This window comes from Brevundimonas naejangsanensis (genome assembly GCF_003627995.1).
GTDB classification, from domain to species: domain Bacteria; phylum Pseudomonadota; class Alphaproteobacteria; order Caulobacterales; family Caulobacteraceae; genus Brevundimonas; species Brevundimonas naejangsanensis_B.
Map to the genome: position 1 here is coordinate 2,334,112 of NZ_CP032707.1, position 24,026 is coordinate 2,358,137.

The following is a 24,026-nucleotide window of genomic DNA, read 5'->3' on the forward strand; positions in this document are numbered from 1 at the left end:
GGTTCGTCCCTCCCTGGACGAATGTTTGCGCGGAATGGCCGTCTCAGGAAGGGTCTTTCGCGCCGAAGCCGCCGCCGCCGGGCGTCTCGATAACGAAGACGTCGCCCGGCGTCATGGCGACCTCGGCGGTGGCGCCCAGGGCTTCGACGCGGCCGTCGGCCCGCTCGACCCGGTTCACCCCGAGCGCGCCCGGTTCGCCGCCGTCCACGCCGAAAGGCGGCACGCGGCGGTGATTGGACAGGATGGCCGCGCTCATCGGCTCCAGGAAGCGCACCCGGCGTACCGCCCCGTCGCCCCCGCGATGACGGCCCTCGCCGCCGGAGCCGTGCCGGATGGAGAATTCCTCCAGAAGGACCGGGAAGCGGGTCTCCAGAACCTCCGGGTCGGTCAGCCGGCTGTTGGTCATATGGGTCTGGACAGCGGCGGCCCCGTCGAAGTCGGGTCCGGCGCCCGAACCGCCGGCGATGGTCTCGTAATACTGACGCGTCTCGTCGCCGAAGGTGAAGTTGTTCATCGTCCCCTGGCTGGAGGCGAGGACGCCCAGCGCGCCGTAGAGCGCATCCACCACGGCCTGACTGGTCTCGACGTTGCCCGCCACGACAGCGGCCGGATAGCGGGGGTTCAACATCGACCCTTCCGGCACGATCAGTTCGATCGGCTTCAGGCAGCCCTCGTTCAGCGGAATGGCGTCGTCCACCAGTGTGCGGAAGACATAAAGGGTCGCCGCCCGCGCGATTGATAGCGGCGCGTTGAAGTTGGTCGGCAGCTGATCGCTGGTCCCGGTGAAGTCGACGACCGCGCTGCGGGCCCCGGCGTCCACGTCGATGCGGACGCGGATGACCGCGCCGCCGTCCATCTCATAGACGAAGGCGCCGGGCTTCAAAGCGGCTATGGCGCGGCGGACGGCCTCCTCGGCGTTGTCCTGGACGTGACCCATGTAGGCCGTGACCACCTCGCGGCCGAACTCGCCGGTCATGCGGATAAGCTCCTGGGCGCCGCGGGTGCAGGCGGCCACCTGGGCCTTCAGGTCGGAAATGTTCTGGTCGACGTTGCGCGACGGCCAGGGTCCGGAGGCGAAGAGGGTGCGCGTCTCCGCTTCGCGCAGCCTTCCGGCGTCCACCAGCAGGAAGTCGTCGATCAATACCCCTTCGTCGTCCACGCTGCGCGAGGTCGCGGGCATGGAGCCTGGCGTGATCCCGCCCACGTCTGCATGGTGGCCACGCGCCGCGACGAAGAAGGCCGGGGCGGCGTCGTCCTCCAGAAAAACCGGCATGATGACGGTGATGTCCGGCAGGTGGGTGCCGCCGTTGTAGGGGGCGTTCAGCATATAGACGTCGCCCGCCTTCATGCCCCGGCCGTCGCGGTCATTGCCTCGCGAGGCGATGACCGTGCGGATGCTTTCGCCCATCGAGCCCAGGTGCACCGGAATATGCGGCGCATTGGCGATCAGGGCGCCGTCCACGTCGAAGACAGCGCAGGAGAAGTCCAACCGCTCCTTGATGTTCACTGAATAGGCCGTGGCGCGCAGCGCCTCGCCCATCTGTTCGGCGCAGGCCATGAAGCGGCTGTTGAACACCTCCAGCATGATCGGATCGACGTCCGTGCCGATAGCGGTGCGGGCGGGCAGGGGGACGACCCGCTCCAGCAACAGATTGGTCGCCGCGTCGACCGAGGCGCGCCAGCCCGGCTCGACGACGGTGGTGCCGGTGTCCTCGAGCAGAATGGCCGGGCCGTCGACATGGGCGCCGGGTTTCAACGCTTCGCGGCGATAGACAGGCGCGTCGTGATCCACGCCCGCCATGCGAACGGTCAGGGCGGCGGCGGCTTGGGGCGCGGGAGCTTCGACGGCGATGGCCTGGCCCGCATCCAATGCCTGATCCGACCGGCCGACAGCCTCGGCCTCCAGGGTCTCGACGACCAGGGCCTTGTCCTCGGCGAAGAAGCCGAAGCGGCGACGGTGCGTCGCCTCGAAGGCGGCGGCCATGTCGGCGGCGAGGCCGAACGGCACGGTCAGGGTGGTGTCGGATCCGGCGAACTTGATCTCGGCGCGGGCGACGGTCGCGACGGCGTCGGGGGCGAAGCCTTGCGCCTCCAGATCGGCGCGCGCCGTTTGAGTCAGCTCGGCGATACGGTCGGCCAGGTCGGTGTCTGCGGCGGGGTCGAGAGGCAGGGCGACGGTTGTCTGGCGGATGGTCCGCACCTCGGCCAGGCCCATGCCGTAGGCCGACAGGACGCCGGCGAACGGATGCAGCAGCACCTTCGTCATGCCGAGCGCATCGGCCACCAGACAGGCGTGCTGCCCGCCCGCCCCGCCGAAGCAGTTCAGCACGTATTTGGTGACGTCATAGCCGCGCTGGATGGAGATGGAGCGGATCGCCTCGGCCATGTTCTGCACGGCGATGGTCACGAAGCCCTCGGCCAGTTCGCCCGGCGTGACGGCCCGGCCTGCGGCGGCGGTCACCTCGACGGCCATCGCCTCGAACTTCATCCGCACGGCGTCGGCGTCCAGAGGCTCATCGGCGTGGGGGCCGAAGACGGCAGGGAAGAAGTCGGGGCTCAGCTTGCCCAGCATGACGTTGCAGTCGGTCACCGTCAGCGGCCCGCCGCGCCGATAGGCCGTCGGTCCCGGCGAGGCCCCGGCGGACTCAGGCCCGACCCGCAGTCGTCCGCCGTCGAACCGGCAGATGGAGCCGCCGCCCGCCGCCACAGTGTGGATGCTCAGCATGGGCGCGCGCAGCCGCACCCCCGCCACCACGGCGTCGGACGTGCGCTCATAGTCCCCCGCGAAGTGGGACACATCGGTCGAGGTGCCGCCCATGTCGAAGCCGATGACGCGATCGAACCCTGCGGCCCTGGCGGTCTCGGCCATGGCGACCACCCCGCCCGCCGGCCCCGACAGGATGGCATCCTTGCCCCGGAAGGCGTCGGCCGCCGTCAGCCCGCCCGACGACTGCATGAACTGCAGGGGCGTCGCCGCGCCGAGGTCGGCCCCGACCTTGTCCACATAGGCGCGCAGGATGGGCGACAGATAGGAGTCCGCCACCGTGGTGTCGCCGCGCCCGATCAGCTTGATAAGGGCCCCGACCTCATGGCTGAGCGACACCTGCTGGAAGCCGACCTCGCGGGCGATCTCGGCCAGTCGGCGCTCATGGGCGGTGAAGCGCCAGCCGTGGACCAGGACGATGGCGACGGCGCGGAAGCCCGCGGCATGGGCGGCGGCCAGATCGGCGCGCGCCCTGGCGGCGTCCAGAGGCCGGTCGATGGCGCCGTCGGCCATGACCCGCTCATCGATCTCGACCACGCGGTTATAGAGTTGATCGTTGAGCACGATGTGGCGCACGAACAGTTCGGGCCGCGCCTGCCACCCGATCCTCAGGGCGTCGCCGAAGCCCGCCGTGATCGCCAGCACGGTCGGCTCGCCCTTGCGCTCCAAGAGGGCGTTGGTCGCCACCGTGGTGCCCATGCGGACCTCGTCGACCAGGCCCGCCGCCAGCGGCCCTGGGGCGGCCTTGAGAATGCGACGGATGCCCTCGACGGCGGCGTCGGCGTATTGCTCGGGATTGACCGACAGCAGTTTGCCGGTCTTCAGGGCGCCGTCGGGCGCGCGGGCGACGATGTCGGTGAAGGTGCCGCCGCGGTCGATCCAGAAACGCCAGTTCACGTTCATCTTGCCCATCAATCTGTTCCGAAGCGAACGCGCCTGGGCGGCAGGCTCATCCATCGCCGGAGGGAGGATCGCGCAGATGTCCGCCGTTTTGGAGTCACGATTGTGCTCGCTGCGAGAATGCGGATTCGGACCGTCCAGGCCCTCGTGGCGATCTCCAGTTAAAACGATTTCAGGGCTGTTCACGACGTTGCAGATTCACGTGCACCCGAGGTCGAGGCGCGACTAAGTCGCTGATTTTACGGCGCCTGGCGCTCTAGAGGGGACCGCAACCCCTCTCGGCGACGACGGTCGGTACGGCCGCGGTCGTTGTGGCAGCGCGGTTCAGAGCTGACCTGAGCCTCTATCTGCCAAATGTCGGGAGTGCGGCAGCCTGCACATGTCTGCTTCTGGGGCACAGTCGCCACATCGGCGATGAGCATAGCAAGCGTCGGGCTGCCGACCGCTTTCGTGCAGTCGGTCAGCAGCATCAGTTTGGGCTGTGAGGCCCCCTGATAGGCATTGATGCTGTCGGGGGACATATGGCCTAGCGTCAGGCTCTTAGCGGAGCGCTGTCACCCCCGCTCGCAAGCGTTGGGTTTTGATCGCCACGGTCCTGGGCTCCAGCCTGACCTTCATCGACGGATCAGCGCAGGGCGTGGCCCTGCCGGCCATCCAGAGCGATCTCGGGGCCGGTCCGGCTGCGCCCGGACCCTGACGGCGACCTTCGAGGCCCAAGTGGGGCAGGTCCATGCCACCGGACGTCGCCCGATCGACGAGGTGACGGCGGATGTGCGCAGCCGGATCATTCTGGCCTTGTCGCCGCTGGCGTTCGGGCTGGGCGAGGGATCGGCCATGCAGAAGCCCCTGGCCATCGGGCGGGGTGATTGATCCTGACCTTTCAGTGTCTTGCGGCGTCACTGCCGAAGGCGTCGATAAGCGCCGGATATGAAATGAATTGTGACGGGACCCTTCGAAGCCTTTCGGAGAGTCTCTTCATTTGTGATGCCGTCATTTCGGATGGTGTCGCGACGGATCAACGCCGTCGCTTCCGGCCGCCGCCGCAAACCCGCGCAGCGCCGTCGCCGCCGCCATGCGGCTGCGCACGCCAAGAAGCCGGAACGCCGCCGCGAGGTGAACCTTGACGGTGCTTTCCGAAATCATGAGGGCGCGGGCGATCTCCTTGTTGGACCGTCCGGTCGTCAGCAGCGTCAGCACTTCGCGCTGACGGCGCGTCAGCAACTGGGGCTGGCCGTCGCGTCGGCTGGAGTCGCATGGCGGCGACGGCTCGTCGCATACGCTGGCCGGCACGTAGATGTTGCCCTTGAGCACGGCCTGGAAACCGGCGGCCATTTGGGACGGGGAATGCTGCTTGGGCACATAGCCGTGCGCCCCGGCGGCTAGGGCGTCGAAAACCGCCCGCTGCGCTTCCGGCCAGTCGACGACGACCACCTTCACGGCCGGGTGGCGGCTGCGCAGGCGGCGAACGCCCGACAAGGCCCCCATGCCGGGTAGTTCGAGGTCGATGGAGACGAGGCGCGTGTCCGGCGCCGCGGCTAGGGAGGCCAGCACGCCGGGGAAATCCGCTTCTTCGCGAATGACCTTCGCCACGCGGTAGTTGTGCAGCGTCGCCACTAGACCGGCGCGATAAAGCGGCTGGCCGTCGGCCACCACGATTGTGTTCATCGACAAATGTGCTGACATGGAATGGCCATCTCCGCGATGGAGAGGTCACAATTATGCTTTAATATTGTAACTTCTACAATATTTCTTGGAAGCTCTACTTTTATATGGCGTGGGTATTGGCCTTGGTTATAGTCATTTGATGAATATATCCACGGAATGTCGTCATGATCATAGCCTTGTGATGACTTCGTGCCCCATCGTTCCCTTTCAGTGTTGTCGGCCCGAGCGCCACAAGGTCTGGGTGAGGGGCTCCAGCAGGTAGTTCAGGGCGCTGCGGCGGCGCAAGGGCACCAGGACTTCGGCGGGCAGGCCCGCTCTCAGCCCGGTCTCGCCGCGCAGGCGGCGGATCTTGTCGAGCTCTTCGGGCGGCACCGTCACTTCGATCTCGAAGTAGCGGACGCCGGTCCGCTCATCCTCGAAGCTGTCGGCGGAGACCCGACTGACCGCGCCCTTGAGGATCGGCAGATTGCGTTCCTGGATGGCCGGGAAGCGGACCTGGGTGCCCATGCCGATCTTGAGGTCGTCGGCGTCGGTCGGCGCTGCGCGGGCTTTGACGACCAGGGCGCGGTCCTGGGGAACGATCTCCATGATGGTGGAGCCGGCGGCCACCACCCCGCCCACGGTAAAGGCTTTCAGGCCGACCACCTTGCCGCCGGCGGGCGCGCGGATGATCGACCGGGCCAGTTGTTCGCGCGAGGCGGCGAGCTTGGGCTGGATCTCGTCAAGACGCTGCTGCAACTCGCCCAATTCCGTGGCCACCTCCTCGAGCCGGGCTCGGTCCAGGGACATCATCTGCATCCGCGTCTCGCCGACGGCTTCCGAGGTTCGGGCCGAGTCCGCGCTCAGGGCTCCGTAGGCGCCGTCCAGTTCGGCAGCGGCGCGTTCCATGGCGCGGATGCGGTTCACCGCGACGAAGCCGTCAGGCAGCAGCCGTCGCATCCCGACCAGTTCCTCGTTCAACAGCCGCTGCTGCTCGCGATTGGACGCCATCTGGTGAGACAGGCCGCCGATCTGCTCCGACTGCTGACGGATGCGTTGCGACAGCACGGCGTGCTCGGTCTGGATCGAGGACCGCCGCGCCGCGAGCAACTGGCGTTGTCCGGCCAACGCTTCGGCGGCCAGGGCGCGATCAGCCTCGGTCAGGGCGGCGAAGGCGGCGGGTTCCTCCAGGGCGGCGCGCCCGTCGCGCTCCGCGGTCAGGCGAGCCCTACGGGCCAGGAGGGTGATGAGTTCGCTGGTCATGGCCCGCTCGGACGCCGCCAGTTCGGGCGTCGCCACGCGCAGCAGGGGCTGGTCCGCGCTCACCGTCTGCCCCTCGGAAACATAGAGATCGGTCACGATGCCGCCGTCGCGATGCTGGACGGCCTGCCGGTTGCCCGAGACGGCGACCACGCCGTCGGCCATGGCGCCGGCGTCCAGCGGGATCACGGCGGCCCAGCCCAGCAGGCCGAGAAAGAAGGCCGCGGCGATCAGAAAGCCGACCCGTGCTTCGCGGTGAGGCCGCTCCAGATGGTCGTTGGCCGCATCGAGAACGCCGGACTTCGTTTGGAACAGGGGGGCGGCCATCGGGCTACCTCGGCTTCATGTTGACGACGTTGCTCTTGGCGGCGTTGGCGGCGAGGGTGTCGCGCACCTCGGCCTGGGGCCCCTGGGTTTCGATCATCCCGTTGCTCAGCACGGCCAGGCGGTCGACGTTGCGCAGCACGGCGCTCCGATGCGCCACGATCAGGATCGCCGTCCCGCGCGCCCTGGCCGCGTCCATGGCGCTGCGCAGCGCCAGTTCCCCCTCGGCGTCCAGGGAAGCGCTGGGTTCATCGAGGACCAGGACCTTGGGGTCGCCATAGAGGGCGCGCGCCAGGGCGATGCGCTGGGCCTGACCGCCTGAAAGGCCCTGGCCGTTGGCGCCCAGTTGGGCGTTGTAGCCGCCGGGAAGGCGCAGGATCATCTCATGCGCGCCCGCGCGCATCGCTGCCTCGACCACCCTGCGGTCGATTTCCTCGCGCAAGGCCGAGCCGGCGTCGCTGAAGCGGGCGATGTTGTCGCTGATGGAGCCTGGCAACAGGCCGCAGTCCTGCGGCAGATAGCCGATGTGGCGGGCCAGGCTCTCGGGGTCCCAGTCGGCGTAGCTGGCGCCGTCGATGCGGATTTCGCCGCCGTCGGGCTCCAGGGCGCCGGCCGCCACGCGCGACAGGGTCGACTTGCCCGCGCCGGACGGACCGATAAGGCCCACGATCTCGCCGGGGACGAGGGCGATGGACACCGAACGCAGCAGGTAGGCGGTGCCTTCGGGATTGCGCACGCTGATGTTGAGCAATTCGACGTGGCCGAGCGGCGGCGGCAGGGTCAGGACCGGCTGGGCCGCGACCTCCGCGTCCGCCAGCAGGGTCCGTAGCGTGCCGAGGGCCTGTCGGGCCTGGGCGATCGACGGCCAGGCCCCGACCGTCTGTTCGATCGGCTGCAAGGCTCGGCTCAGCAGGACCGAGCCCGCGATGATGGCGCCCACGGAGATCTGCCCCTTGACCGCCAGCCAGGCGGCCAGGCCGAGCGCCATGGACTGCAGCGCCATGCGCGTGAACTTCACCAGGGCGGTATAGCGGCTGCCCTGCATCTGGGCGTCGAGGCCGCCGGCCAAGGCGTGCGAGCGCGCCTCCAACTGCCGCGACACCACGGCGCGGCGCATTCCCAGCGCGCGGATGACCTCCGACATGGACACCGCCGTGTCGTGAGCGGCGTGGGACAGGGCGGAGGCCTGGCGGCTGTCGGCCGAGCCCTGGCGGGTGCTGCGCTCATTGGCCAGGGCCAGGATCGTCAACACGCAGCCCCCGACGATGATCAGGCCGCCGAGGAACGGATGGATCATGAAGGCGACGATCAGGTAGATCGGCGTCCACGGGATATCCATCAGGGCGATGGCGGCGGGCCCGGTCAGGGTGGTGCGCAAGGCGTCGAAGTCGCGCATGGCCTGGGCCGTCGACGGCTCGCCCGGCGCGAGCCGCCGCCGCATCATCAGATGGTCCAGAATGGAGCCTGCCAGGATGCGGTTCAGGCGCAGCGACGCCCGGCTCATCACTCGGTTCCGCGTGGCGTCCAGGGCCGCCAGGGTGGCCAGGGCGAAGCAGACGACGACGGTCAGCCACGCCAGGGTCAGCACGCTGCCGCTGGGCACCACCCGGTCATAGACCTGCATCATGTAGATGGTCGGGGCCAGGTAGAGCAGGTTGACCAGGGCGCTGAAGAAGGCGGCCAGCCAGAAATAGCCGCGGCAGGCCTTCAATGCGGCCTCGAAAGGCTTTGGCATGCCGCCCAGTACGATCTTCACCGGAATGTCTCCTCGACAGAGACGACGCCTTCACGGGATGGCGCCCCCCTCGGAGGAGAGGAGGCGCGCCGCCCGTGGGGGATGCCGTCAACCATAGACGTAGCCGTCGTCGTCCGAGGCCGGATCATGTTCCGGGCAAGGTTCCGGCGCCACGGACGGCAGTTGCAGAGCGAACGCGGCAGCGGTCCAGCGGCCGGAAACGACCTGATCGTCGTCGTGCTCGCATCCCCGGATGCTTCGCGCGGTCGGCTGGATGGGCCCCAGGACAAAGGAATCCGACTCATCGAGCAGGGTCGGATCGACGACGTGCGCTGGGGTTTCCCCGCCCGGCACAAAGGCCAGCGTCTCCGAGCCGTCGCCGGCCAGGATGAAGGCCGAAGCGTTCAGAGTCGCGCCGCCGAGCCCGTCCAGCAGCATGGTCTTGCCGCCGATGGTGACAGCCGTCGCCGATCCGGCCGCGCTGACCGCGACGATGGAGGCGAAGGTCGGCGCGGTGACGCCCAAGGCGCTGATGTCGATGCGGTCCTGGCCGATGGCGAAGTCGGTCACCCGATCGCAGTCGCCGAAGACGAAGACGTCGTCGCCCGACCCGCCGGTCATGACATCGTCGCCTGAGCCGCCATCCAGCCGGTCGTCGCCTGAGCCGCCTCTCAGCACGTCGTCGCCCGACCCGCCGTAGAGGAAGTCATCGCCCGACCCGCCGTCCAGCAGGTCGTCGCCCGACCCGCCCCAGAGCCGGTCGTCGCCAGAGCCGCCTTCCAGCCGGTCATCGCCGGAACCGCCCTCCAGCAGGTCGTCGCCCGACCCGCCGACGATGAGATCGTCGCCGGAGCCGCCGGTCAGACGTTCATCGGCCGACGTTCCCGTCAGGGTCTGGCCGGTCGGAGCCGAAGGCGCGACGGGGCCGTCGTCCTCGTCCTCGTCCTCGTCGTCCTCGTCTTCCTCGCCGTCGTCGCCAGGGGGAGAGGCCGTATCGTCATCATCGTCCTCGTCATCCTCGTCGTCGCCTCCAGGAACGGGGTCGTCGTCATTGTCGCCGTCTTCCTCATCGTCGTCCTCGACCGGAGGCGGCGGGTTGGGCTGGAAGATGAACTCGGGCAGGTTGGTCAGCCCGGTGTTGCGCATGATGATCTCGGCGAAGGTCAAGGCGTTGTCCTTGAAGAGCGAGTCATCGAAGATTTCGAGATAGTAGAGCCGGTCGCCGTGCTGCAGCCGGTTCAGCTGATCCAGGAAGATGTAGCCGAAGGTCGAGCCCAGTTGGCCGTGCATGGCCCGCTCGGACAGGCCGCCGATCCACAGGTCCATGCTCTCGAAGCCGTCGGGATAGGCCGCCTTCAACTGATCGACCACGGCGGCCGTTAGGCGGTTGCGCGCCTGGAAGTCTTCCCAGCCGGCATAGGGCCTGAGACTGGCCAGGCCGGTCTTGGCGTAGAGCTCGGCCCGCACGGTGTTGAAGGGGGCGATGCCCACGTCGCGGCCGCGGAAGATGTTGAGCGCGGTCAGGTCGAGGGGCTGGCCGACCAACTGGTTGCGCAGGGCGTTGACCACGTCCACGTCGATGGCCTGGTGGGAAACCGAGGCCGCCCCGGCCAGGAGCGCCTCGATGCCCAATCCGGCCACCACCTCGGGCTTCAGGAAGGCGTCGACCAGGGACATGGATTTCAGCGAACCGTCAGCGGCGCGATAGGCCACCGTCTCGTTCATCATCGAATGGCCGTAGCGATAGATCGCCTGGGCGAACTCGAGCGAGATGGAAGCGTCGACCGTGGGATCATAGCCCTCGAACCCATGCTCGTCGTCGTTATCGTCGCCGCCGATGCCGGGCAAGCCGCCCGCCATGGCGCGGGTGAACTCGGTGAAGACCACGCGCTGGTATTCCGCCACGTTCATGATGCGCGCGGCCTCGAAATACTCGTCCTCGGTCCAGGTCCCGCCCGTCGCCTCCTTGATGCGGTCGACCCAGTGGTTGTGGTTGCGCGCCCAGACCGTGTGGATCGAGGTGAGCATCACGTTCTCGTTCGCACGCCCGTCGCCGGCGACGAAGTAGTGGCCGATGGCGTCCAGATCGAGGACCCGGGCGCCGGTCGCCGGATCGGTCCTGTAGACGGGAACGAAGTCGATCAGCAGGGGCTCGCCGGTGCCGTCGTAGTTGGCGATGTCCTCGGCCGTCAGGTCCTGGCCGCCGGTCATGATCCGGTAGTTGGCGCGAATATCGTTCAGGGTCGGCAGGTTGGCGTGACCCGAGGCGTCCGCCGCGCCCTTCAGCAGATAGGCGCTCTGGACGGGCTGGCCCCCGGCGCCGGTCGTCCACGCCCGCAGCAGATCGGTGATCGCGTCATGCGAGCCATAGGCCTGGTTCTGGTCGACGAAGGGGGAGGTGTCGTTGATGTAGCGCGCCGGAATCTCGTCGCCGTTGCCGGGAACGCCGTCCGGATCGACCCCCGTGCCGGGCATGATGTTGGCGCGCGGCGCCGAGATGGGGAAACCGTCGGAGCCGATCTCAACCGAGCCGGGCGCGCCCTTGCGGATGAAGTCCAGGCCGTGGTCGAAATACTGGCCGAAGGCGGCCAGCAGGGCCGTGCCGCCGAAGGCGTTGGGCATGTCGTCCTCGATCCCGTCGCCGTCGTTGTCCTGGTTGGTCACCAGGTCGGAGATCTGCCGCGGGGTGAGGGTGGTCTGCCGCGGGGCGGCCGCGCCGTCCGCATAATGGGCGCTCGTCAGGCGGATGAAGGGCTGGCCGGCGTTGGCCAGGGTCGGGGCGCCGATGTTGTTGCCCAGGCCTGAAGCGTCGCGCACCAGGCCGTCGCGGACCATGTCGAGCAGGTCGCGGAAGTCCTCCTGGTCCATCGGCAGGTCGAAGGCGCTGTTGGAGGTCGGCAGGACGACGCCGTCGGCGGCCACACTGGGCCTGCCGAAATAGGTCACCGTGTGCGTGTCGCTGGCCAGCCGCACGCTGCCGTTCGGATTGAACGTCTTCACGTAATCCTGGAGCGTCTTTCCTTGGGCCAGTTCGATCACGTCCTGGGGCCGCAGGTTGCCGACAATGGTGTCGTTGCCGCTGTTGGAGCGGAGGACGACGCGGTGCGCGGACTCCATGCCCGTGATGTCGACGGTGTCGTTGCCGCCGCCGTCATTGATCGTGATGGTCGAGAAGCTGAGGCTGGTGGGGTCGAAGTTGCCGCGCGTGGTGACGGTGTCGTTGCCCGGGCCGGTGTTGATGAAGATCTCTTCGATATTGTCGAGCTCGGCGATAACCACGCCATTGCGGGTCACGACGATTTCGGTCTCGGGACGGAGGCCGAGGATGCCGTCGGCCAGCGCCGCGACGCGGGAGTAGACGACGAAGGCCTCGGCCGTGTTGTTGCCGTTGACGGTGAAGGTGTCCGTGCCTGCGCCGCCGTCGACGAAGTCACGACCGCCGCCCACATTCCAGAGGATTATGTCGTTGCCGCCGCTGGCGAGGATCACGTCGTCGCCTCCCGCCCCGTCGAACGTGCTGTTGGCGTTGTCGCCGATCAGGATTTCGGCCCCGTTCGCGCCATTGATGGTTCCAGTCACGTCTCGGTTGACCGCCACCGTCGCCGTGTCCGTGGCGTTTGCGGCGCCCGAGCCGTCGTTGCCCGTGTAGACGAAGGAGCCGCCGGGCCCGCCCGTGTCGGTCACGGTCACAACGCCGTTGGATCGGGTCGCCGTGAGGCCGTTGGCGCCGCTGAGCCCGGTGATGCTGATGGTGTTCCCGTCGACGTCGTCGTCGTTGCGCAGAAGCACCCATTCGGGGATCGTGAAGGATCCGGTCGTGACGTTCGTGATCACCGTGTCATTGTTGACCGCCGGCCGATCATTGACCGCGACGACGTTGACGATGGTGCGGGCGACCTGGCTGGAAAGAAGGCCGTCATTGACGGTCACCTCGATGATACGATCCACCGTGCTGGGGTTCTGTGACGTGCTGCGGAACTCGACCGCCTGAAGCGCCGCCTGCCAGTTGGCGATGCTGGGCTCGTTGCCGGTCAGGGTCACGATGATCTGACCCGGAACGGAGGTGTCGATCGTGCGGGTGATGTTCCCCGGCAGGTTGTTCGGCACGTCGAACGCATCGCCCGCCTGGGCATTGGTCAGGACCACGCGCGCCGAGACGATCCGTTGATCCTCGACGATCAGCGGGTTGGACGCGATGCTTTGATCGGCGCCGTCCTCGGTGAAGGTGGTCTCATAGTCTCTGCTCGCCGACTCCGTGAAGGTGACGGTCAGATTGTCGATGTTGACCGTCTCATTGGTCGCCGAAATGCCTGACGCGACAAAGCGGATGAAGGCGTTCTGGGTGAAGGGGCCGGCGAGCGCGATGGTCCTGTTCGCATTGTTGGTCGCGCCGGTGATCAGGTCGATCTGGACCATCGCCGCTTCACTGCCGTCCCGCGAGAAGAAGACCGTCACGGTTTCTCCGGCGTCGAGGCCGGTTTCCGCCACCGAATAGGCCAGCGACGCCGACAGCTTGCCGGCCAGATTAACGGTCCGCTGAATCTGCGCGCCATCGCCTTGCGTGAACTGCAGGACGTTGTTGTTGCCGGCGTCGATCCGGATCTGGCCGGTCGTCACGCCGCCGCTGTCGTTGGATTCGACCCAGGACGACGCCCAAGGCGCATTGCCCGTCGTGTTCGCGAAGCTCGCGGTATTGAAGTTGTCGGCGTACTGGCGAAGGACCTGCTGCAGGAAGAGCTGCGGCGGCGAGAGGCTGACGTCGCCGTCGGCGAAGCGCAGCACTTCGATGTTGCGGATGGTGTCGGTCCCGTCGGACACGCGGTTCTGGCCCGTGGCGGGATCGATCGCCCCCACGGTCTGCGCGCGGTGGAAGACGGTGATGCTTCCATCAGGATTTGAGGTGATGTCGTAGTTGGCGCGGACGTCCCAATAGACGGCGATGTCGGTGCCGCTGTCGTCGTGCTTGATCTCGCGCACGATGTGGAGCTGGCTCGGGGTGATGGCGCGATCGAGCATCCAGACCGAAAGCGGTTTGGTCACGCCCCCGAGCGTCACATTGTCCTTGAGGCTGTCGACCGTGGCGATTTCGGCGCCCGCCGCGTTGCGGATCGAGATCCGCACGTTGAGCCAGGCGTCGCCGTCGATCACGTCGTCGCCGCCGCGACCTTCGATGACGTCGCTGCCGCCGCCGCCCAGCAGGATGTTCCCGCCGACGAAGACCGACTTCACGGTCCCCGTGCCGTCCGCCCAATAGGGACGCGTCGTCATCAGATTGGGGGTGATGATCTGGTTGAGGCCGGCGATGCGGTCGATGCCGGCCTGGTCCAGTTCGTGACCGATCATGGTGCCCTCGGCTCCAGCAAGGACGTTGCCGCTATCGGTGGGCGCCGCGCGATTGTCGCCCCAGAGCCGGTCATTCTTGTTCCAGCCGGACAGCGCCTCCACGGCGTCGAAGCGGTTACGCAGGATGTCGGCCTGGTCGGTGGTGAAGATCGGGGTCGTCAGATCGGAATCGGCCGCCAGAGCGCTGCCTTTGTGGATCGCCCAGTCAAACCCCAGCATGCCCTCGTTGCGCATGACGCTTTCGCCCTGGACCATGATGTCGTCGCCGGACTCGGCGTCGAAGTCCTGTTCGTCGGAACCGGCGAACATCACGTCGTGCCCGATGATGGTCGAGTTGAAGAACAGCTCCGAGTTGTCGCCGGCGATGACGTCGAAGCCTGCGCCGCCCTCGATCCAGTCGTCGCCCTCGTTGCCCATCAGGAAGTCGGCGCCGTCGCCGCCCAGGATGAAGTCATCGCCCTCGCCGCCGAACACCTCGGTGGAGTCAACGCCGACGAAGAAGACGTCCTTGCCGGTTCCGCCCATCAGGATGTCGAAGCCGTTGGAGTTGGCGATGACGTCGTCGCCGCCTTCGCCCTTCAGGAAGTCGCCGGAGTCGCCGCTGTCGGTGATGATGTCGTCGCCGTCGCCGCCGTTGACCAGGTCGACGCCGGCGCCGGACTCGATGCGGTCATTGCCCGCTCCGCCCCAGATGGAGTCGTCGCCGAAGTCGGTGATGATGGTGTCATTGCCGCTGGTGCCGCCGACCGAGACGTGTTCGCCGCCGGTGAAGCGCAGGAAATTGGTCTCCACGGCGCTTGTCAGGGGATCGTCGCGCTGGACCTTGCCCCGGCCCATGCCTTCGAGCACGGGGTCGTTGCCGACGGGGTCAGCCTCCAGCTGCATCGCCGCATTGACCTCGAGATAGTGGTCGTAGTCGGCGAAGGCGTTCACGCCGATGTGGCGGTTGACGATGTCATCACCGGTGCCGCGGATGCCGTCGGGTCCGGGATCGGACAGGGCCGAGTTCTTGAGGATCAGCTTGGAGAAGGAGTTCTCCTCCAGCTGGTTGAGGAAGTTCAGGCCCTGGGTGCGAGTCAGATAGTAGAAGCGGTCGCCGTCCTGCAGGTTCTCCAGTTGGGCCTCGAACACGGCGTTGAAGGTCGAGCCCAGCATGCCGCCGAACGGCATCTTCTTCTCGGCCAGGCCGCCGATCCAGAAGTCGATGGCGTTGACCCCGGTCTGGGCCGCGGGTCCGTTCAGCCAGGCGATCCGCGCGGCGCGCTCGGCCGTGGTTTCACCCGCCGCGCCGAAGACCAGATTCCAGGCCGCTTCGCGCTTGGACGCTGAATCTGTCGCGCCGGTGATGCTGGCGTGGGTGCCATAGGCGGCGATGAAGTTCACTACGGACAGGGGGTTCTTCAGATTGGCGGCGAAGTCGACCCAGTTCTTGTAGGGCTCCAGGAAGGTCGAGCCGGTCGCGGCGTACAGCTGGGCGCGGGCGTCGTTGAGCGACGGAATCCCCGCGTCGCGGCCGCGCGCGATGTTGATGGCCGGCAGATCCAGCGGCAGGCCCAGCAGGTTGTTGCGCAGGGCGCCGGTGACGAACTCGTCGATCTCGTTGCCGCGCACGCGGGTCATGCCGGCGACGATGGCGGCGGTGGCCTGATCGGCCGTGCCCAGGCTGTTCATGGCGACGGGGTTGAGGAAGGCCTGGATCAGGCCGATCTCGCTCTGCGATCCGTCCGCCGCAGACACCAGGCTGATGTTCTCGGTCAGCATGGAGTGGCCGAAGCGGTAAACCGTATGGGCGAACTCGGCGAAGATGGCCGGATTGATGTCAGGCGCGCTGTTGAAGACGAAAACGTCGATCATCGGCTGCACTTGGCGGGCGAACTCCTCGAACACCAGGTGCTGGTATTGCATCTCGGTGGCGAAGCGCGCGGCCTGGAACAGGCGCTCGCCGTCCCAGTTCAGCGTGTTGGCGTAGGCCAGCTGGTTCAGCGGCGACAGCGACGCGAAGTTCAGCGGCAGGCCCGCGATGTCGGTCGCCAGCCACTCATTGATGAAGGCCATGTCGGCCGTGCGAAGGATGGTCAGCTTCTGCGCGTCGACCTGGCGGTTGTGCTCCGAGTGGAAGACGTGGTGGACCGCGGTCAGGCCGATGTTCTCGTTGCCGCGCCCGTCGCCGGTGGCGAAATGGGCGTTCAGCAGCTCGTCGTCATAGGCGACCTTGCGGCCCCGGAAGTCCGTGGCGATCTTATTGCCCGCCGTGGTGTCGGAATCGGCCTGGACCATCAGGGTTCCGGGCGTCGTCGGGTCGCCGTCGGCGTCGAATAGCGTGCCGGGCACGGCGGCGTGGGCGATGTCGTCCAGGAAGGCGTGCGGCGTGCGCACGGGACCGAAATAGCTGACGCCGCCGACGACGACCGGGGTCGTCGCCATGGCGATCAGGTTGATCGGATTGGCCGCCGTGCCCGAGATGACGACGTCATCGCTCGTGTTCGGAACCCCGTCCGCGCCGATGTGCAGGATCACCTGAGCGTAGCCTGTGACCGGGTCGGGGATGAAGCGGCCGTAGGCGTCGGTGCGCAGCAGGGGGACGTTGAACACGTCCAGGTCGCTCAGCTCTATGCCCAGCATGGCCCGCGCCTGAGCCTTGACGTCGCCCCAGGTGCCCAGACCGCCGTTGGCGCCGTCCAGCAGCCTTCCGGTGGCCACGGTCCGCCCGTTCACCGTGGCGTATTCGCGCAGGAAGACCTGATGCGAGGGGTGCGAGGTGTAGGTCTGGTTCTGGTCGACGAAGGGGGTGGTGACGTTGAGCGCCTCGTGCCGCGTGTCGTCGGCGGTGCCCATGATCCCGTCGGGGCCTGGCCCGGCGACCGGGGTCGCGCGGCTCAGGGCCATGAAGGCGTTCTCGGGTCCCACCTCGTCGCCCGTGCCGGGCACGCCGTCGGGCCCGTGCGTCCGTAGGGGATCGTCGGGCGCCAGGGGGATGTAGATGGTGCCGTTGTCGGTCTTGGTGATCAGGTCGAGGCCGTGGTCGAAGAACTGGCCGAAGAAGGTCATCCAGCCGTTGAACGGCGCGGTCAGGCCCTCGTCCGCCGCCACATTGGGGATGATGAGGGAGCCGTTCTCGGCCTCCAGCCCCTTGGCCTCCAGAACCGCGTCGAACGTGGCCTGGGCGGCGTCCCGGGCGACCTGCTTCTCGGCCTCGGTCATGCCGGCGTCGGCGTTGATCGTGGTCAGAGTCCCGATCAGGGCCGCATGGGCGGCGCGCACCACGGCCAGGTCGCCATAGACGTCGGCCGAGCCCGCGAAGGTCAGGGCGGCGACGATGGCGGCCGGGTTGTTGAAGCTCATGTCCACGACGAGGTTCGAGATCAGGCGCGGATCGGCGTCCGCGACATTGCCCGAATGGCCGCCGTTGCCCGCCGAGGGCGCGCCGATGACGCCGTAGTCGTTGTTGGTGACGGTCTGCCCGCCCAGCGCGAAACTGTCGTCGTTCTCATTGATGAAGTTGGGCCGCAGCAGGCGCGGCATGGGCTGGTCCGCAGCCCCCCAGTGCTCGCGCCCGGGCACGATGTTGTTGTAGCTGCCGTCGACGGTGCGCAGGCCGTAGGGCGTCTTGGCGTCGGGAATGGCCAGCGGCAGGCTGGGGTCGAAGGCCGCCGAGGTGTACCAGGCCCGGTCGGTGATGACCCGGCCCGAGGCGTCCAGCCGGATCTCGGTCAGCGGCGTGCCGTTGGCGTGCGCCTCGGCGATGCGAATCTGGGTCAGAATGAATTCCAGATCGTGTTTATTGAGCGCGACCATGACGACCTCCGAGTATGTCGGGGCCGACGATGAAGAGGGCGTGCCTTGGCGGCCGCTCGCGCAGTCGGGACGACCGTCCGGGCGGATCGCCGACGCCGCAATCCGGACGACGGCCTTTTGTGCTTCCGGACACTATCCGCCCGCCGCCGATGGGCGTCGATTTGGCCAGCAGGCCTAGTTCGCGCGCCGCCGACGTCTAGGCCCCGCGGCCGTTCGACCTAAGACGTTTGACTTAGACTGTTTGGGGCAGCGCTCGCGCGGCCCGCTCGGGTTGCGGCGTGAAGCGGACGCGGCGGTGGCTTGCCCATGCCGGCCGGAGCCCGCCGAGAAGTGATTTGAATAAGACGGAGGTCCGCCCATTGTGGACCGAGCCATCGGCGGGGCCGCCTGCCGCAAGGAGGATATGCTGATGCGTGAGGCCGTCATTGTTTCGACCGCGCGGACGCCGATAGGCCGCGCCTATCGCGGCGCCTTCAACGCCACGTCTTCGCCCGCCCTGGCGGCCCATGCCCTGAGGGCGGCGGTCGAGCGCGCAGGGGTCGATCCGGCCGAGATCGAGGACTGCCTGATCGGCTGCGCCCTGCCGCAAGGGGTGCAGCACACCATCGGCCGCATCGCCGCCCTGGCCGCCGGCTTTCCGGCCGCGGTCCCCGGCATGACCCTCGATCGCCAGTGCTCCTCGGGCCTGATGGCCATCGCCACGGCGGCCAAGCAGATCATCGTCGACCGGATGCAGGTAGCGGTGGCGGGCGGGGTGGAGTCCATCTCCATGGTCCAGACCGAGGCCTTGCGCGTCGAGAGCGATCCCCTGGTCCTGCAGCACGCGCCGGACGCCTATATGCCGATGCTGCAGACGGCCGAGGTGGTGGCGAAGCGCTACGGCATCGGGCGCGAGGCGTGCGACGCCTATGCCCTGCAGTCCCAGCAGAGGACGGCCGCCGCCCAGGCCGCGGGCCGCTTCGAAGACGAAATCGTCCCCATGGCCGCGCGCATGAAGGTCGCCGACAAACAGACCGGGGAGGTGTCCTGGCGCGAGGTGACGCTGGACCGGGACGAGGGCGCTCGGGCGGACACCACGGCAGAGGGCCTGGCCGGCCTGCGCACCGTCTTTCCCGACGGCATCGTCACCGCCGGCAACGCCAGCCAGCTGTCGGACGGGGCCTCGGCCTGCGTCCTGATGGAGGCCGCAGAGGCCGCGCGTCGCGGACTTAAGCCGCTGGGCCGCTATGTCGGCATGGCCGTGGCGGGGGTCGAGCCGGACGAGATGGGCATCGGCCCCGTGGTCGCCGTGCCGCGCCTGCTGGAACGCTTCGACCTCAAGACCGAGGAGGTGGGCCTGTGGGAGCTGAACGAGGCCTTCGCGGTCCAGGTCCTCTACTGCCGCGACGTCCTGGGCATCCCGAACGAGCGGCTCAACGTCGACGGGGGCGCCATCTCGATCGGCCACCCCTACGGCATGTCCGGCGCCCGCATGGTCGGCCACGCCCTGATCGAGGGCCGCCGTCGCGGCGTGCGCTACGTCGTCGTCACCATGTGCGTCGGCGGCGGCATGGGGGCGGCGGGGCTGTTCGAGGTGCTGTAGCCGCAGTCCAGCGCGTGCCTTCGCCGTCGGCGCTTCGTAAGGCAGGCACGGCCGCGGCCGCCCTTTCCTTCATTCGCGGGCCTGAGCGGCGATCCAGTCGCTGACGGTCGTCACGATGGCGGGACTGAGGCTCATGGCTCCAGCACGATGCTGTCCCGGCGCCAGTCCTTCGCCGCGCAGGAAGAAGTGATCTTCGTTCGGGAGCACGATGAACGTCATCTCGGCGGCAGGATTCTTCTCGGCCAGGAAGACGGGCAGGTTCTGCACGGGCGAGGTGAGCGAGTCCGCATCGCCCCAGACCAGCAGGGTCGGGTCGGTTATCTGGCCGAACACGGGCGCCGGGTCGTGGCTGAGCCATACCTGCATTTCGGGACTGGCCATCCGGTCAATGAAGCCGGGCTTGTTCTCAGCGATCTCCTCGGGCGTCGCGCGCACCAGTTCGAAGAGATGATCGACGGCCGCCGTCACGGCCGCCCGGTCCGCCGCGATGGACGCTTCCGCGATGGCGTCGAACGCGGCGCGGAGCCTTTGGTGGTCTTCAGGGCCGTGGTCCGGAAAACGCGCAGGATTGGATTGCTGCTCGACCCAGACCGCGCGTCCTTGTCGACCCGGGGCGCCGAGCATCACCATGAAGTCGATGGCGTCCTTGCGATCCGCCCAGATGGACGAGGCGACCAATGTGCCTTCGCTGTGGCCGATCAGGCCCAGCGGGACATTCTGAAGTTCGGGCCGCTCAGCGAGGGCGTCGAACGTGGCGATGATGTGCGGCTGCCGCTGCTTGAAGTGCTGGACGCGCTGGCCGGTAGAGGCGCCGACCCCGGCATTGTCGATGCGAAGGCTGGCGATGCCCTGTTGGGCCAAACCGTCGGCCAGTTCCTTGAACATCGGCGCCCTTGAGATCACCTGGTTCCGACCGTGGGGGCCGGCGCCCTGGATCAACACGACAGCGGCGCGCGGGGGGTCTTTGGGCAGGGCGAGCGTGCCGGCGAGCACCGCGTCGCCGGATGAAATCCTGACCTCGACCTCCGACTGCGCCCACGACGCCATCGGCATGAGGGAAAGGGCCGCCGAAAGAGCCAAAGCTGGGTGTCGCATGGGAATGATCCGAAAAGAATGAGGGTTTGCGAATGAGAGGCCAAGCGGAGCAGTAATGGATGCAGGCGAGATAAAATTTTGTGTTCGTCTGGCGCTCGGCCGATCACAACGGATGCGCGCCTGGCCGCGTGCCAGGTCAGCCTAGCGGGCGATGGGCAGGCCCCAGCCCCGGCGGATCGCGATCATGCGCAGGGTGAAGCAGAGGAGGCCGCCGACGATGGCGGTCGGGACGACCGGCAGGTGCAGCATATGGCCGCCGACCACTATCGCGGCGGCCAGAAGGGCGGCGACGGCATAAAGGTCCGAGCGGAGGACGCCCGGAATTTCCGCCAGGAGGATGTCGCGAACCATGCCGCCTCCCACCCCGGTCAGCATTCCGAGGAGCACGGCCATCACCGGGTTCAGGCCGAAAGCCAGAGCCTTTTCCGCGCCGGCGACCGCGAAGAAGGCCAGACCGATCGCGTCGAGCAGGCGGACCGGCGTCTGCAGCCTCTCGATCAGCGGCCACCAGAAGAAGGTGATCAGGCCGGCCGCCAAGGAGACGGCCAGATAGCGCCAGTCGACCAGGGCCGCGGGGGGCGTCGCTCCGATCAGCAGGTCACGGCCGATGCCGCCGAAGCTGGAGGCCACGAAGGACAGCACCAGGACGCCGAACACGTCGAGGCGACGACGAACGCCCGCCAGGGCGCCGCTGATGGCGAAGGCGAAGGTCCCGCACAGGTCCAGCACCGGCACCAGAACCCGCTGGATTTCTACAGTCGCTTCAAGCTCGGTCATGACTCAAGCCTAGCACATCCAGGCTGGGCCTGCGGAGACAGGCGCAGGGACCGCGGAGCTCGGAACGGATTGCATAATCGGGCCGTTCGGCAGTCAGAGCGGTGTGTGTGCCGGCAGGCTCGCGGGAGGTCTCCATGGATGAGGTTGCATCGTCGACCTACCGGGGAAATGACCGGCTGCTGTACGGGATCATTCTGGGCGTGCTCGCCTTCTGGCTGTTCGCCCAGACGACGCTGAACATCGCGCCGACCATGGCGGCGGATCTCCGGCTCGAACAGACCTTCATGAACATCGCCGTGTCCATCACGGCCCTGTTCTCGGGCATCTTCATCGTCGTCATCGGCGGCCTGGCCGACCGGGTCGGCCGCGTGAAGATGGTGATGTTCGGCTTCGTCTTCTCGATCGTCGGCTGCCTGCTGGTCGGACTGGCGCCGTCAGGATCGATGGGCGGCGCCTTCCTGATGCTGGGCCGGATCTGTCAGGGGCTGTCGGGCGCGTTCATCATGCCGGCCTCGCTGGCGCTGGTGAAGGCCTACTGGGACGGGGCGGAACGCCAGCGCGCCATCTCCCTGTGGTCCATGGGGTCCTGGGGCGGGTCGGGCTTCGCCGCTCTGTTCGGCGGGCTGATGGCGCAGAACATCGGCTGGCGCTGGATCTTCATCATCGCCGCGATCGTGTCCCTGGTCGGGATGCTGATGGTGCGCGGCACGCCTGAGAGCAAGGCGCCCCCGAAGGAGGGCTATCGGTTCGACCTCCTCGGCGTCCTGACCTTCATGATCGCCATGGTGGCGCTGCAGGTTTTCGCGACCCAGGGCGCGCAGTTCGGCTGGGCCAGTCCGGCCTCTCTGATCCTGTTGGCCGTCGCCCTGATCTTCGGCTTCGCCTTCTACCGGATCGAAAGCAACAATCCGAACGCCTTCGTCCAGTTCCGCCTGTTCAAGAACATGACCTTCACCGGGGCGACGATCTCGAACCTGCTGCTGAACGCCACGGCGGGGATCATCATGATCGCCATGCTGGTCCTGCAGGAGGGCGGGGAGATGTCGGCCCAGCGGGCCGGCCTGCTGACCATCGGCTATGCGGTCACCATCATGGCCTTCATCCGCGTCGGCGAGAAGCTGCTGCAACGCTTCGGTCCGCGCAAGCCGATGCTGTGGGGCAGCTATATCGTCGTCGCGTCGATCCTCCTGCTGATGCCGACCAACCTGATGCTGGGGCCCTATACGGTGCTGGCGATCATCTCCTTTTCCCTGTTCGGGCTAGGGCTGGCCTTCTATGCGACGCCTTCGACCGACGCGGCCCTGTCGAACCTGCCCGAGGACCAGGGCGGGGCAGGCGCCGGCATCTACAAGATGGCCTCGTCGCTCGGCGCGTCCTTCGGCGTGGCGGTTTCGTCCACGATCTACACGGCCATCGCCGGCCGCAACGAAGGCGTGCGCTGGATCGAGGGTGTCATCACCTTCTCCGGCAATCAAACGAACCTGGCGTCGCGCGAGGCCGCGTTCTTCGCCTTTCTGGCCAATCTGGTGATGGTGGCGGTGGCGATCCTCTCGATCCTAACCACCGTGCCCAAAGGCAAGACGCCTGATCGGGGCTGAGCCTGTTCTTTCCAGAGGAGAGCTGACCGATGACCGCCATCGTCCAAAAGCTGGAGCAGAACCGCGACCAGATGACCGAATGGTTCGAGCATATGCATCGCCATCCGGAACTGTCGATGCAGGAGACCAGCACGGCGGACTACATCGCCGAGACCTTGGGCGGCTTCGGCGCCTATGAGATCGAGACCGGTGTCGGCAAGAACGGCATCGTCGCCTCCCTCAAGGCGGGCGAGGGCGGCGCAGCGATCGGTCTGCGGGCCGATTTCGACGCCCTGCCGATCCAGGAACAGAACGACCTGCCCTATAAGTCGAGCAGCGCAGGCGTGGGGCATCTGTGCGGCCACGACGGCCACGCCACCATGCTGCTGGGCGCCGCCAAATACCTGGCGGAGACGAAAAACTTCAACGGGACCGTACGGCTGATCTTCCAGCCGGGCGAGGAAACGATGCAAGGCGCCCCGGCCATGATCGACGACGGGCTGTTCGAGCGTTTCCCCGTCGACGCCGTCTTCGGCATGCACAACATCCCGGGCCTCGAGGCGGGCAAATTCTACTTCCGGCCCGGGGAGATGATGGCTTCGGTCGACAACTGGGAGGTGGAGGTCATCGGCAAGGGGGGGCATGGCGGCGTGCCGGAACAGACCATCGACCCTGTCGTCGCCGGCTCATCCATTGTCATGGCCATCCAGAGCATCGTGTCGCGCAACGTGGCCCCCGCGAACCGCGCGGTCGTGACCATCGGCGCCTTCCTGGCCGGAAACGCGGGCAATGCGGTGGCGGGGAGCGCCATCCTGCGCTTCTCGGTGCGGACCACCACGCCCGAGGACCGGGAGATGGTGCTCGGCAACATCCGCCGCATCGTCTCGCATCAGGCCCAGTCCTTCGGCTGCACCTTCGAGATTCACGAGGGCGTTCCGGGCGCCGTGCTGGTCAACGACCCCGAGGAAACCGAGAAGGCCGTCGGCATCGCGCGGGCGGCCTTTGGCGATGAACAGGTCGTCTATCCCGGCCCGCCCTTCCTGGCGTCGGAGGACTTCGCCTTCATGCTGCAGAAGAAGAGGGGGACCTACTGTTTCCTCGGCGGGGGGCCGGGCAAGATGGTTCATCATCCCGAGTACGTCTTCAATCGAGAGCTGTTGCCCGTGGGCGCGGCCTACTGGGCGGCGTTGACCGAAGGCTATCTGCGCTGACGGCCGGCCCTGACGCGGG

The 24,026-nt window shown here is 67.5% G+C and carries 11 protein-coding genes; 4 read left to right on the forward strand and 7 right to left on the reverse strand.

What is annotated here, in order from left to right; translation table 11 throughout:
- Window positions 1–43: 43 nt before the first annotated feature.
- Window positions 44–3,676: a hydantoinase B/oxoprolinase family protein gene (locus D8I30_RS11075; RefSeq protein ID WP_121482798.1), complete on the reverse strand. Its 3,633-nt coding sequence runs from the start codon at window positions 3,674–3,676 to the stop codon at window positions 44–46.
- A gap of 705 nt (window positions 3,677–4,381) precedes the next feature.
- On the opposite strand from D8I30_RS11075, the gene D8I30_RS14480 reads away from it, so the two are divergent.
- On the forward strand, window positions 4,382–4,534 hold the full coding sequence (locus D8I30_RS14480; protein ID WP_162938884.1) for an efflux RND transporter permease subunit: 153 nt from the start codon (window positions 4,382–4,384) through the stop codon (window positions 4,532–4,534).
- Between the two features lie 120 nt (window positions 4,535–4,654).
- On the opposite strand, the gene D8I30_RS11080 is transcribed toward D8I30_RS14480, so the two are convergent.
- The 4 genes from D8I30_RS11080 to D8I30_RS11095 form a co-directional block, all read right to left on the reverse strand.
- Window positions 4,655–5,347, reverse strand: coding sequence for a LuxR C-terminal-related transcriptional regulator (locus tag D8I30_RS11080; RefSeq protein WP_121482799.1), 693 nt, complete (start codon window positions 5,345–5,347; stop codon window positions 4,655–4,657).
- A 189-nt stretch (window positions 5,348–5,536) separates the two neighbouring features.
- A complete protein-coding gene (locus D8I30_RS11085) occupies window positions 5,537–6,895 on the reverse strand; it encodes an HlyD family type I secretion periplasmic adaptor subunit (RefSeq protein WP_121482800.1) in 1,359 nt (452 codons plus the stop codon).
- Window positions 6,896–6,899: 4 nt separating this feature from the next.
- Complete coding sequence (locus D8I30_RS11090; RefSeq protein WP_240387220.1) at window positions 6,900–8,648, reverse strand: type I secretion system permease/ATPase; 1,749 nt, start codon at window positions 8,646–8,648, stop codon at window positions 6,900–6,902.
- An 87-nt stretch (window positions 8,649–8,735) separates the two neighbouring features.
- Complete coding sequence (locus D8I30_RS11095; RefSeq protein ID WP_121482801.1) at window positions 8,736–17,765, reverse strand: peroxidase family protein; 9,030 nt, start codon at window positions 17,763–17,765, stop codon at window positions 8,736–8,738.
- 409 nt (window positions 17,766–18,174) lie between these two features.
- Here D8I30_RS11095 and D8I30_RS11100 point away from each other — a divergent pair, with 409 nt between their 5' ends.
- Window positions 18,175–19,347 (forward strand): acetyl-CoA C-acyltransferase, encoded by a 1,173-nt coding sequence (locus D8I30_RS11100; RefSeq protein WP_121483503.1) that lies wholly within the window; start codon window positions 18,175–18,177, stop codon window positions 19,345–19,347.
- Between the two features lie 69 nt (window positions 19,348–19,416).
- Here D8I30_RS11100 and D8I30_RS11105 read toward each other — a convergent pair whose 3' ends face one another.
- Together D8I30_RS11105 and D8I30_RS11110 are read right to left on the reverse strand one after the other, a co-directional pair.
- A complete protein-coding gene (locus D8I30_RS11105; RefSeq protein ID WP_121482802.1) occupies window positions 19,417–20,442 on the reverse strand; it encodes an alpha/beta hydrolase in 1,026 nt (341 codons plus the stop codon).
- 141 nt (window positions 20,443–20,583) lie between these two features.
- Window positions 20,584–21,219 (reverse strand): trimeric intracellular cation channel family protein, encoded by a 636-nt coding sequence (locus D8I30_RS11110; protein WP_121482803.1) that lies wholly within the window; start codon window positions 21,217–21,219, stop codon window positions 20,584–20,586.
- 134 nt (window positions 21,220–21,353) lie between these two features.
- Between D8I30_RS11110 and D8I30_RS11115 the strand changes: the two genes are divergently transcribed.
- Complete coding sequence (locus D8I30_RS11115; protein ID WP_121482804.1) at window positions 21,354–22,817, forward strand: MFS transporter; 1,464 nt, start codon at window positions 21,354–21,356, stop codon at window positions 22,815–22,817.
- A gap of 29 nt (window positions 22,818–22,846) precedes the next feature.
- Entirely contained in the window at window positions 22,847–24,007 is a 1,161-nt protein-coding gene (locus D8I30_RS11120) for a M20 aminoacylase family protein (protein WP_121482805.1), read from the forward strand.
- Window positions 24,008–24,026: the final 19 nt, after the last annotated feature.